This window comes from Pseudogemmobacter faecipullorum, assembly GCF_020539525.1.
Taxonomy (GTDB): Bacteria; Pseudomonadota; Alphaproteobacteria; order Rhodobacterales; family Rhodobacteraceae; genus Pseudogemmobacter; species Pseudogemmobacter faecipullorum.
This window is the reverse complement of sequence record NZ_JACDXX010000017.1, coordinates 79,303-89,008: the sequence shown is the minus strand read 5'-3', so window position 1 is coordinate 89,008 and position 9,706 is coordinate 79,303. Positions and strand designations below refer to the sequence as shown.

The 9,706-nt window shown below is 60.3% G+C and carries 19 protein-coding genes; all 19 read left to right on the top strand.

What is annotated here, in order from left to right; genetic code table 11:
* On the top strand, positions 1-95 hold a 95-nt coding region (locus H0485_RS16545), incomplete at its 5' end, for an EF-Tu C-terminal domain-related protein (RefSeq protein ID WP_226935189.1).
* Positions 96-445: 350 nt separating this feature from the next.
* On the top strand, positions 446-754 hold the full coding sequence (gene rpsJ / locus H0485_RS16540) for a 30S ribosomal protein S10 (protein WP_092899250.1): 309 nt from the start codon (positions 446-448) through the stop codon (positions 752-754).
* A 14-nt stretch (positions 755-768) separates the two neighbouring features.
* Entirely contained in the window at positions 769-1,491 is a 723-nt protein-coding gene (gene rplC, locus H0485_RS16535; protein WP_226937061.1) for a 50S ribosomal protein L3, read from the top strand.
* On the top strand, positions 1,488-2,108 hold the full coding sequence (gene rplD / locus H0485_RS16530; protein ID WP_226937060.1) for a 50S ribosomal protein L4: 621 nt from the start codon (positions 1,488-1,490) through the stop codon (positions 2,106-2,108). The genes rplC and rplD overlap by 4 nt, the downstream gene beginning before the upstream one ends.
* Entirely contained in the window at positions 2,105-2,401 is a 297-nt protein-coding gene (locus H0485_RS16525) for a 50S ribosomal protein L23 (RefSeq protein ID WP_226937059.1), read from the top strand. The genes rplD and H0485_RS16525 overlap by 4 nt, the downstream gene beginning before the upstream one ends.
* 222 nt (positions 2,402-2,623) lie before the next feature.
* Entirely contained in the window at positions 2,624-3,139 is a 516-nt protein-coding gene (locus tag H0485_RS16520; RefSeq protein ID WP_226937058.1) for a hypothetical protein, read from the top strand.
* A 267-nt stretch (positions 3,140-3,406) separates the two neighbouring features.
* Positions 3,407-4,246: a 50S ribosomal protein L2 gene (gene rplB / locus H0485_RS16515; RefSeq protein WP_226937057.1), complete on the top strand. Its 840-nt coding sequence runs from the start codon at positions 3,407-3,409 to the stop codon at positions 4,244-4,246.
* Between the two features lie 3 nt (positions 4,247-4,249).
* Positions 4,250-4,528, top strand: a complete 279-nt coding sequence (rpsS, locus tag H0485_RS16510) for a 30S ribosomal protein S19 (protein WP_226937056.1) — start codon at positions 4,250-4,252, stop codon at positions 4,526-4,528.
* A 3-nt stretch (positions 4,529-4,531) separates the two neighbouring features.
* On the top strand, positions 4,532-4,912 hold the full coding sequence (gene rplV / locus H0485_RS16505; RefSeq protein ID WP_226937055.1) for a 50S ribosomal protein L22: 381 nt from the start codon (positions 4,532-4,534) through the stop codon (positions 4,910-4,912).
* Positions 4,912-5,637, top strand: coding sequence for a 30S ribosomal protein S3 (gene rpsC / locus H0485_RS16500; RefSeq protein WP_226937054.1), 726 nt, complete (start codon positions 4,912-4,914; stop codon positions 5,635-5,637). Before rplV ends, rpsC begins: the two co-directional genes overlap by 1 nt.
* Positions 5,638-5,650: 13 nt before the next feature.
* Entirely contained in the window at positions 5,651-6,064 is a 414-nt protein-coding gene (rplP, locus tag H0485_RS16495; RefSeq protein WP_226937053.1) for a 50S ribosomal protein L16, read from the top strand.
* Between the two features lie 204 nt (positions 6,065-6,268).
* Positions 6,269-7,000: an MgtC/SapB family protein gene (locus H0485_RS16490; RefSeq protein WP_226937052.1), complete on the top strand. Its 732-nt coding sequence runs from the start codon at positions 6,269-6,271 to the stop codon at positions 6,998-7,000.
* A 197-nt stretch (positions 7,001-7,197) separates the two neighbouring features.
* Positions 7,198-7,398, top strand: coding sequence for a 50S ribosomal protein L29 (gene rpmC, locus H0485_RS16485; protein WP_226937051.1), 201 nt, complete (start codon positions 7,198-7,200; stop codon positions 7,396-7,398).
* Between the two features lie 11 nt (positions 7,399-7,409).
* Positions 7,410-7,643 carry a 30S ribosomal protein S17 gene (rpsQ, locus tag H0485_RS16480; protein WP_226937050.1) on the top strand — a complete coding sequence of 78 codons (234 nt, stop codon included), beginning with the start codon at positions 7,410-7,412 and terminating at the stop codon, positions 7,641-7,643.
* Positions 7,644-7,737: 94 nt separating this feature from the next.
* A complete protein-coding gene (gene rplN / locus H0485_RS16475; protein ID WP_013066055.1) occupies positions 7,738-8,106 on the top strand; it encodes a 50S ribosomal protein L14 in 369 nt (122 codons plus the stop codon).
* Position 8,107: 1 nt separating this feature from the next.
* Entirely contained in the window at positions 8,108-8,413 is a 306-nt protein-coding gene (rplX, locus tag H0485_RS16470; protein WP_226937049.1) for a 50S ribosomal protein L24, read from the top strand.
* A complete protein-coding gene (rplE, locus tag H0485_RS16465) occupies positions 8,413-8,964 on the top strand; it encodes a 50S ribosomal protein L5 (RefSeq protein ID WP_226937048.1) in 552 nt (183 codons plus the stop codon). The genes rplX and rplE overlap by 1 nt, the downstream gene beginning before the upstream one ends.
* Before the next feature lie 19 nt (positions 8,965-8,983).
* Positions 8,984-9,289: a 30S ribosomal protein S14 gene (rpsN, locus tag H0485_RS16460; RefSeq protein WP_226937047.1), complete on the top strand. Its 306-nt coding sequence runs from the start codon at positions 8,984-8,986 to the stop codon at positions 9,287-9,289.
* A 13-nt stretch (positions 9,290-9,302) separates the two neighbouring features.
* Positions 9,303-9,701, top strand: a complete 399-nt coding sequence (gene rpsH / locus H0485_RS16455; protein WP_226937046.1) for a 30S ribosomal protein S8 — start codon at positions 9,303-9,305, stop codon at positions 9,699-9,701.
* The last annotated feature ends 5 nt before the right edge of the window (positions 9,702-9,706 follow it).

Below are 9,706 nucleotides of genomic sequence, written 5' to 3'. Positions count from 1 at the left end.
TCGCACCGATCGCCATGGAAGAGAAGCTGCGCTTCGCTATCCGTGAAGGCGGCCGCACCGTTGGTGCAGGCGTCGTGGCGAAAATCATCAAGTGATCTGAAAGCGCTGCTGCAGCGGCGCTGACGGAAAACAGGGGAAGGGCCGCTCCGACGGGGGCGGCCCTTTTCCGTTGCCTGCGCCGCGCCGGATCTGCACCGGAACCGGGCGGGAGCAGGGCGGGGCAGGGGGCGCCTGTAAAAATGCGTCTAATCCTGCCAGACTGTCGCAGCAGCGCTTGCTTTTGCAGGTGTTTGGTGCCAAAGCGGCGCGCGGCCTCTTTTGATGCCGCACGCCTGATTCTTCGGGTGGCCTTGCTTTTGGTCCATCCCGAGATAAGACCGTTAACAATGTGAACCTATCGGATGCGCCATCCTGGCTGCATCATGACGTTCCGAAGGAAGAAGCAATGCAAGGTCAGACCATTCGCATCCGCCTCAAGGCCTTCGATTACCGCGTGCTGGATGCCAGCACCCAGGAAATCGTTTCCACGGCCAAGCGCACGGGTGCAGAAGTCCGCGGTCCCATCCCGCTGCCGAACAAAATTGAGAAATTCACGGTTCTCCGTGGTCCGCACATCGACAAGAAGTCGCGCGACCAGTGGGAAATCCGTACGCATAAGCGTCTTCTCGACATCGTTAATCCGACCCCCCAGACCGTGGATGCGCTGATGAAGCTCGACCTCGCCGCTGGCGTGGATGTCGAGATTAAAGTGTAAGGGGAGCGAAACACATGCGTTCCGGTATTATCGCTAAGAAGCTGGGCATGACCCGGCTGTTCCTGGAAGACGGCAAGCAGGTTCCGGTCACGGTTCTGCAGCTTGACGCCCTCCAGGTCGTCGCGCAGCGCACGGTCGAGACCGACGGCTATACCGCCGTTCAGCTCGGCGCTGGCACTGCAAAAGTGAACCGCACCACCGCAGCACAGCGTGGCCATTTCGCCAAGGCGAATGTTGCCCCGAAGCGCAAGCTGGTTGAGTTCCGCGTTTCGGCTGACAACCTGATCGAAGTGGGCGCCGAAATCTCGGCTGAGCACTATCTCGCAGGCCAGTTCGTCGACATCGCCGGCACCTCGATCGGTAAAGGCTTTGCCGGTGCGATGAAGCGCCACAACTTCGGTGGTCTTCGCGCATCGCACGGTGTGTCGATCTCGCACCGTTCGCATGGTTCGACCGGCCAGTGCCAGGACCCCGGTAAGGTGTTCAAAGGCAAAAAGATGGCAGGTCACATGGGTGCCGTCCGCGTCACCACGCAGAACCTGCAGGTCGTCAAGACCGATGCAGAGCGCGGCCTCATCCTGGTTAAAGGCGCTGTCCCCGGTTCGGCCGGTGGCTGGGTCACCATCAAGGATGCCGTGAAGAAAGCTCCGTTCGCAGATGCTCCGCGTCCGGCCGCTATCAAAGCTGCAGGTGCTGCTGCTCCGGCTGTGGAAGCAGTCGAAGGAGGTGAAGCATGAAACTTGACATGATCAAACTCGACGGCGCCGCAGCCGGCTCGATCGATCTGGACGAAGCGCTGTTCGGCCTCGAGCCGCGCGCAGACATCCTGCATCGTGTGGTCCGCTGGCAGCGCGCCAAGTCGCAGGCAGGCACCCATTCCACGCTGACCCGTGGTGAAGTGTCCTACTCGACCAAGAAGATCTACCGCCAGAAGGGCACCGGTGGCGCACGTCACGGTTCCAAGAAAGCACCGATCTTCCGTCACGGTGGTGTGGCCAAAGGCCCGCAGTCGCGCAGCCATGCCCATGACCTGCCGAAAAAGTTCCGTGCTCTGGGTCTGCGTCATGCACTCTCGGCCAAGGCGAAAGCCGGCGAGCTGGTTATCATCGACAGCATCGCGCTGGCCGAAGCGAAAACCGCTGCTCTGGCTAAAACCGTGGCAGAGCGTGGCTGGAAGCGCGTTCTGGTGATCGATGGCGCCGTGGTCGATGCGAATTTCGCACTGGCTGCCCGCAACATCACCGGACTGGACGTGCTGCCGACCATGGGCGCAAACGTCTATGATATCCTGAAGCGTGACACCCTGGTGATCACCAAGGCAGGTATCGAAGCTCTGGAGGCTCGCCTGAAATGACCGTGAAGCCCGAACATTACGACGTGATCCGTAAGCCGATCATCACCGAGAAAGCCACTATGGCCTCGGAGCATGGTGCAGTGGTTTTCCAGGTTGCGATGGACTCGACCAAGCCGCAGATCAAAGAAGCCGTTGAGGCTGTCTTCGGTGTGAAGGTGAAGGCGGTTAACACCACCATCACCAAAGGTAAGGTCAAGCGGTTCCGCGGTCGCGTCGGCGAGCGCTCGGACCTGAAAAAGGCCTATGTGACCCTCGAAGAAGGTCAGACCATCGACGTGTCGACCGGTCTCTGATCCGACTTTGATATCTTTCGGAAAGCCCCTGCAGATCCTTCTGCGGGGGCTTTTCATTTGCCGCGGGGCCTTGCCGGAACGGCTCTGCGCCGAAGACTGCCGGGGGCGGGGGTAGGGACTTCCCTGGCTTGCCTCGGCCGCCGGGGCGGGGAACAAAGGGCGGGCAGGCGTCCCGGCTGCGCCGGAGCTGTTTTCATTTTATCACCCTGAGGATCTGAACGGATGAAATTTACCCCCCTGATTGCTGCCGCGGCTGTGATGATCCTGCCGGTAACGGCCTCGGCCTATATTGTCAGCTCGGCCTCGCCCGAAATCGCGGTTGGCGCTCCCGAGACGATGACCGACAATCCGCGCGGTATCCTGGAAGAGACTCCCTGTTTCCCGGCCAGCCAGGATATGTCCGAACCGGCCCTGCTTCTGGCTGCGGACGACTGGATTGTCACCGGCGAAGCTGAGTTTCAGGGGTTTGAGCTGGTCAGCTATGCCGAAGGGGCGACCCATCTCGGCGAGGGCCGCTGTCATTATGAGGATGGCCGGATTGCGGTCTGGCGCGAGGGGGCTTTCCTCGGGGTGTTTGAACAGACCAATCCCGATCTCGATACCATCGGATATATCTATGCCACCGATACCGGCGAGGTTGCGGTGCGCAGCGGCAAGCCTGATCCCGCAGCCTCGGGACTGATCCGCTATGATGCGGCAACCGAAGAGCTCTATTACGACCGCCCGGCGGCAAAGTGAGTGGCCTGGGTGGCAAAAGGCCGGAACTCTCAGGAAATAAGCGTTTCTGCTGTTGCCGCCCCCTGATCCATCTGCTACTGCCGCTCCATTCCAGAGACCCCGGATTCGTCCGGGGTTCTTTGGTTTTGTCCGAATCCGTCTTTCGGGATGGAGGAGGTCTTAAGCCGGGGATCTTCGGAGCCCTTAACCCCGGGCCGAAAAGCCGCCGCACTGTCGCAAGACCCGAGGCAGCAATTATGGCCCTGAAGCAAACGGAAGACAGAGAACATGGCACTCAGGTCTTATAAACCTACGACGCCAGGCCAGCGCGGGCTGGTTCTGATCGACCGCTCGGAGCTGTGGAAAGGCCGTCCTGTAAAAGCCCTCACTGAGGGTCTGCACAAGCACGGCGGCCGCAACAATACCGGACGGATCACCATGCGCCACCAGGGCGGTGGTGCAAAGCGCCTCTACCGCGTGGTGGATTTCAAGCGCGCAAAATGGGATGTCGCAGCGACCGTTGAGCGGATCGAATACGACCCCAACCGTACGGGCTTCATCGCCCTTGTACGCTATGCAGACGGCGAGCAGGCCTATATCCTGGCTCCGCAGCGTCTCGCCATCGGCGACCAGATCGTCGCTGGTGCCAAGGTTGACGTGAAGCCCGGTAACGCAATGCCTTTCTCGGGCATGCCGATCGGTACCATCGTCCACAACGTGGAACTGAAGGCAGGCAAGGGCGGCCAGCTGGCACGCGCTGCAGGCACCTATGCTCAGTTCGTCGGTCGTGACGGCTCCTACGCACAGATCCGCCTTTCGTCGGGCGAGCTGCGTCTGGTGCGTCAGGAATGCATGGCCACCATCGGTGCCGTGTCGAACCCCGACAACTCGAACCAGAACTTCGGTAAAGCCGGTCGTATGCGCCATAAAGGCATCCGCCCGACCGTCCGCGGTGTTTCCATGAACCCGATCGATCACCCGCATGGTGGTGGTGAGGGCCGTACGTCGGGTGGTCGTCACCCGGTCACCCCGTGGGGCAAGCCCACCAAGGGTGCACGTACCCGCACCAATTCGACCACTGACAAGTATATTGTCCGGTCGCGTCACGCCAAGAAGAAGGGGCGCTAATCCATGGCACGTTCCGTCTGGAAAGGCCCGTTCGTCGATGGCTATGTCCTGAAAAAGGCAGAAGTCTCGAAGGCATCGGGCAAGAACGAAGTGATCAAGATCTGGTCGCGTCGCTCCACCATCCTGCCGCAGTTCGTCGGTCTGACGTTCGGCGTTTACAATGGTAAAAAGCATGTCCCGGTTAATGTGACCGAGGAAATGATCGGCCAGAAGTTCGGTGAATATTCGCCGACCCGGACCTATTACGGTCACGCGGCTGACAAAAAAGCCAAGAGGAAGTAAGCCATGGGTAAGGAAAAGAATCCGCGCCGCGTGGCGGACAATGAGGCTATGGCGGTCTGCCGTATGCTGCGCACGTCGCCGCAGAAGCTGAACCTCGTGGCTGGTCTGATCCGCGGTAAGAAAGTCGACAAGGCCCTTGCTGACCTGACCTTCTCCAAGCGTCGTATCGCTGGCGAAGTCAAAAAGGTGCTGCAATCGGCTATTGCAAACGCTGAGAACAACCATGGTCTCGACGTTGACAATCTGATCGTGGCTGAAGCCTGGTGCGGCAAGAACCTGGTGATGAAGCGTGGCCGTCCGCGGGCACGTGGTCGCTTCGGCAAAATCATGAAGCCGTTCAGCGAAATCACCATCAAGGTGCGTCAGACCGGGGAGTCGGCATAATGGGACAGAAGGTCAATCCGATTGGCATGCGCCTCCAGGTCAACCGCACCTGGGACAGCCGCTGGTTTGCTGAGTCGAAAGACTTCGGCGACCTGCTGCTGGAAGACCTGCGTATCCGCGCTTTCATCCACAAAGAAGCCAAACAGGCTGGCATCTCGAAAGTGATCATCGAGCGTCCGCACCGTAAGTGCCGCGTGACCATTTACTCGGCGCGTCCGGGTGTGATCATCGGCAAAAAAGGCGCAGACATCGAGACCCTTCGCAAGAAGCTCGCTGCTTTCACCGCCTCGGAACTGCACCTGAACATCGTCGAAGTCCGCAAGCCGGAAGTCGATGCGCAGCTGGTGGCCGAGTCGATCGCGCAGCAGATGGAGCGTCGCGTTTCGTTCCGTCGCGCGATGAAGCGTGGCGTGCAGAACGCGATGCGCATGGGCGCGCTTGGCATCCGTGTGAACGTCTCCGGCCGTCTGGGCGGTGCTGAAATCGCGCGTACCGAATGGTACCGTGAAGGCCGCGTGCCGCTGCACACCCTGCGTGCTGACATCGACTATGCTCTGTCCGAAGCCGAAACCCCCTACGGGATCATCGGTGTGAAGGTCTGGATCTTCAAAGGTGAGATCCTCGAGCATGATCCGCAAGCCCATGATCGTCGCCTGGCAGAGGCAGCGGATGCTCCGGCACCCCGCGGTCCGCGCCGTGAGCGTGGCGACCGTGAGCGCGCCTGAGGAGTAGAAGAGAATGCTGCAACCGAAGCGCACTAAATTCCGCAAGATGCACAAAGGCCGTATTCACGGTGAAGCCAAAGGCGGCTCCACCCTGAACTTCGGTTCCTTCGCGCTGAAATCGACCCAGCCCGAGCGCGTCACGGCGCGGCAGATCGAAGCGGCCCGCCGCGCGATCACCCGCTACATGAAGCGTCAGGGCCGTGTCTGGATCCGTATCTTCCCGGATACCCCGGTTTCGGCAAAGCCGACCGAGGTCCGGATGGGTTCGGGTAAAGGCTCTGTCGACTTCTGGGCCTGCAAAGTGAAGCCGGGCCGTATCATGTTCGAAATCGACGGTGTTTCCGAAGAGATCGCACGTGAAGCCCTGCGTCTTGGCTCGATGAAGCTGCCGGTCACCACCCGCGTCGTGGCCCGCGAAGACTGGTAAGTCTTTCGCATCCTTAATCTTGAAACCCCCGGCGCCTCCGCGCCGGGGGTTTTTCTTTGCGCCGCGCCCTGCCGGAGGGGGCGGGGATGTCTTTCCTGGCCGCGCCTGCGTCGTTTGCAGGCTTGCGGAACCAGGGGCAGCGGGAGAACCTCGCTGCCTTGCGGGCCGCGTCAGGCGGCTCTGCCCCCAGCCGGAGTAACGCGCATGACCTTCGACAGTTTACTGATGGCCCTGCAGGATTATGATGTGATGCTGCCGCTGCTCTGCAGTCTGGCGGCGGGGGCCTCGATCGGGATCGAGCGCGAGCTGAACCGCAAACCGGCCGGGATCCGCACCCATGCCCTGCTGTGCTTTGCTGCCGCGCTGATGACGCTGCTCGGGCTGCGGCTGAATGAATGGTATGCCAATTTTCCCGCCGGCATGAATATGGTCACCGATATGGCGCGGATGCCGCATGCCATTCTGACCGGGGTCGGCTTCCTCGGCGCCGGGGTGATCTTCCGCGAGGGCGCCTCGGTGCGCGGGTTGACCACCGCCGCCTCGCTCTGGCTGACGGCGGCGCTTGGCATCGTCTTTGGCACCGGGATGATTGAGCTCGGCGTGATCGGCACTTTCTGCGCCGTGCTGGTGCTGGTGCTGCTCAGGATCTCGCAGCGCTTTGCCCCGCCGGCGCCCTTCGCCAGGCTGAAGCTGGAAGTGACGCCGGAGGCGCATATGGATGCGGCGCGGCTGAAAGAGATCCTGGCCGGGCAGGGGCTGGGCTGCGGCCCGATCGGCTACCGGCTCGACGGCGCCAGCGGCATGCGACGCTACGAGGCGATGATCACCAAGCGCAAGCCGGTCTCTTTCCCTCAGGGCCTGGTCGATCTGCTGGGCCAGACCGAGGGGGTGCGCGAGGTCTCGCTGACCCCGGCGCTGCTGGACCGGCACCGCTGAGGCAAAAGGGGCAGGTGGCGGATCCGGCCTTTATAAAAAGGGGATTTCGCTTGCCCCCGGCCCCCCCCTCCTGTAAGGCAAGCCATCCGCGACTCCGGGGTGACTCGGATTCGTTGATGTTTCATTGATCCACCAGATCAACGGTAACCCCGCCCATAAATCGGGGGCCCCCTGGTGAATGTAAAAGGACAAGGCGAATGAGCGCCAAGGAACTCCGGGGTCAGACCCCCGATCAGCTGCGCGACCAGCTCGTTGCACTGAAAAAGGAAGCGTTCAATCTGCGCTTCCAGCAAGCGACCAACCAGCTCGAGAACACCGCTCGCATGCGCACTGTGCGCCGCGATGTGGCCCGTATCAAAACCGTTCTCGGCCAAAAAGCCGCTGAAGCTGCGAAGTAAGGATCTGAACGATGCCCAAGCGTATCCTGTCAGGTGTTGTGACCTCGGACAAAAACGAGCAGACCATCACCGTTCTCGTTGAGCGCCGCTTTAAGCACCCGCTGCTTCAGAAGACTGTTCGTAAGTCGAAGAAGTACCGTGCGCATGACGCGGAAAACAAATTCAAGGTTGGCGACACCGTCCGTATTCAGGAATGTGCACCGATCTCGAAAACCAAACGCTGGACTGTGGTGGTGGAGGCCTGAGGTAACCCCTCAAGCCTCCCTCATCGCCAGTGTTTACTGAGCGAAACCCCGGGGCAGTGCTGATCAGCTGTCTCCGAAGGTCGGGAGAAACCAAATGATCCAGATGCAGACCAATCTGGATGTAGCTGATAACTCCGGCGCACGCCGAGTTCAGTGCATCAAGGTTCTGGGCGGTTCGCACCGCCGCTACGCATCCGTGGGCGACATCATCGTGGTGTCGGTCAAGGAGGCGATTCCTAAGGGTCGCGTTAAGAAGGGTGACGTCCGTAAGGCCGTTGTCGTTCGCACCGCGAAAGAAGTTCGTCGTGAAGATGGCACTGCCATCCGTTTCGACCGCAATGCTGCCGTTATCCTGAACAACCAGGGTGAGCCGGTCGGTACCCGTATCTTCGGGCCGGTGGTTCGTGAGCTGCGCGCGAAGAACTTCATGAAGATCATCTCGCTGGCGCCGGAGGTGCTGTGATATGGCTGCTAAGCTGAAAAAAGGCGACACTGTCGTCATTCTGACCGGCAAGGACAAAGGCAAACAGGGTGAGATCACCTCGGTTGCTCCGAAAGCCGGCAAAGCTGTGGTCGATGGCCTGAACATGGCAATCCGTCACACCAAGCAATCCGCTGCGTCGCAGGGCGGCCGTATCGCGAAAGCGATGCCGATCGACCTGTCGAACCTCGCGCTGCTGGATGCGAATGGTAAAGCGACCCGCGTCGGCTTCCGCATGGAAGGCGATAAGAAAGTACGTTACGCCAAGACCACCGGGGAGGCTATCTGATGTCGGATTATACCCCGCGCCTCAAGGCAGAGTACAAGGGTGCGATCCGTGCCGCGATGAAGGAGGAATACTCCTACAAAAACGACATGCAGATCCCGCGCCTGGAAAAAATCGTCCTGAATATGGGCGTTGGCGAAGCAGTGAAAGACACCAAGAAGGTCAAACAGGCCTCCGAGGAGCTCGCACTGATCGCTGGCCAGAAGACTGTCATCACCAAGGCAAAGAAGTCGATCGCCGGCTTCCGTGTCCGTGAAGAAATGCCTCTTGGCACCAAGGTCACCCTTCGCGGCGACAAGATGTATGAATTCCTCGATCGTCTGATCAACGTGGCTCTGCCGCGCGTCCGCGACTTCCGCGGCGTGAAAGGCACCTCGTTCGACGGCAATGGCAACTATGCCATGGGCTTGAAAGAGCACATCGTTTTCCCGGAAATCGAATTCGACAAAGTCGATGAGGTTCTGGGTATGGACATCATCATCTGCACGAACGCCAAGACCGATGCGGAAGCGAAGTCGCTCCTGAAGCACTTCAACATGCCGTTCTCGGCCTGATCGCGAGGGAACCTGATCTATGGCTAAGAAATCCATGGTGAACCGCGAAGTGAAGCGCGAAAAGCTGGTTGCACAACATGCATCCAAGCGCGCTGCACTCAAGGCGGTTATCAATGACCAAGAGAAGCCGATTGAAGAGCGCTTTGCGGCGACTCTGAAACTGGCTGAGATGCCCCGCAACTCCTCGGCTGTGCGCCTGCACAACCGTTGCCAGCTGACGGGTCGTCCGCATGCTTACTACCGTAAGCTTAAACTGTCCCGGATCATGCTGCGTGATCTGGCCTCGTTCGGCCAGATCCCGGGCATGGTTAAGTCGAGCTGGTAAGGGAGCACCACGAATGCCTGTGAATGATCCCATCGGCGATATGCTGACCCGTATCCGTAACTCGTCGCTGCGCGGCAAGTCCACGGTTATCACCCCGGCCTCGACCCTTCGCGCCCGCGTCCTCGACGTGCTGCTCGCTGAAGGCTATATCCGTGGCTATGAAAAAGCTTCGACCAGCAATGGTCAGGGCGAATTCACCATCAGCCTGAAGTACTATGAAGGCGAGCCTGTGATCCGCGAACTCAAGCGCGTGTCCAAGCCCGGCCGTCGTGTGTACATGGGCGTTGAGCAGCTTCCCTCGGTCCGTAATGGCCTCGGCGTCGCGATCGTCTCGACCCCGAAGGGCGTTCTGTCGGATGCAAATGCACGCGCAGCCAATGTTGGCGGCGAAGTGCTTTGCACCGTCTTCTGAGGAGG

What these genes read in the sequence shown, in the direction of transcription:
- rpsJ (WP_092899250.1), top strand. Translation starts at nt 446, where the DNA reads ATGCAAGGTCAGACCATTCGCATCCGCCTCAAGGCCTTCGATTACCGC.
- rplC (WP_226937061.1), top strand. Translation starts at nt 769, where the DNA reads ATGCGTTCCGGTATTATCGCTAAGAAGCTGGGCATGACCCGGCTGTTC.
- rplD (WP_226937060.1), top strand. Translation starts at nt 1,488, where the DNA reads ATGAAACTTGACATGATCAAACTCGACGGCGCCGCAGCCGGCTCGATC.
- H0485_RS16525 (WP_226937059.1), top strand. Translation starts at nt 2,105, where the DNA reads ATGACCGTGAAGCCCGAACATTACGACGTGATCCGTAAGCCGATCATC.
- H0485_RS16520 (WP_226937058.1), top strand. Translation starts at nt 2,624, where the DNA reads ATGAAATTTACCCCCCTGATTGCTGCCGCGGCTGTGATGATCCTGCCG.
- rplB (WP_226937057.1), top strand. Translation starts at nt 3,407, where the DNA reads ATGGCACTCAGGTCTTATAAACCTACGACGCCAGGCCAGCGCGGGCTG.
- rpsS (WP_226937056.1), top strand. Translation starts at nt 4,250, where the DNA reads ATGGCACGTTCCGTCTGGAAAGGCCCGTTCGTCGATGGCTATGTCCTG.
- rplV (WP_226937055.1), top strand. Translation starts at nt 4,532, where the DNA reads ATGGGTAAGGAAAAGAATCCGCGCCGCGTGGCGGACAATGAGGCTATG.
- rpsC (WP_226937054.1), top strand. Translation starts at nt 4,912, where the DNA reads ATGGGACAGAAGGTCAATCCGATTGGCATGCGCCTCCAGGTCAACCGC.
- rplP (WP_226937053.1), top strand. Translation starts at nt 5,651, where the DNA reads ATGCTGCAACCGAAGCGCACTAAATTCCGCAAGATGCACAAAGGCCGT.
- H0485_RS16490 (WP_226937052.1), top strand. Translation starts at nt 6,269, where the DNA reads ATGACCTTCGACAGTTTACTGATGGCCCTGCAGGATTATGATGTGATG.
- rpmC (WP_226937051.1), top strand. Translation starts at nt 7,198, where the DNA reads ATGAGCGCCAAGGAACTCCGGGGTCAGACCCCCGATCAGCTGCGCGAC.
- rpsQ (WP_226937050.1), top strand. Translation starts at nt 7,410, where the DNA reads ATGCCCAAGCGTATCCTGTCAGGTGTTGTGACCTCGGACAAAAACGAG.
- rplN (WP_013066055.1), top strand. Translation starts at nt 7,738, where the DNA reads ATGATCCAGATGCAGACCAATCTGGATGTAGCTGATAACTCCGGCGCA.
- rplX (WP_226937049.1), top strand. Translation starts at nt 8,108, where the DNA reads ATGGCTGCTAAGCTGAAAAAAGGCGACACTGTCGTCATTCTGACCGGC.
- rplE (WP_226937048.1), top strand. Translation starts at nt 8,413, where the DNA reads ATGTCGGATTATACCCCGCGCCTCAAGGCAGAGTACAAGGGTGCGATC.
- rpsN (WP_226937047.1), top strand. Translation starts at nt 8,984, where the DNA reads ATGGCTAAGAAATCCATGGTGAACCGCGAAGTGAAGCGCGAAAAGCTG.
- rpsH (WP_226937046.1), top strand. Translation starts at nt 9,303, where the DNA reads ATGCCTGTGAATGATCCCATCGGCGATATGCTGACCCGTATCCGTAAC.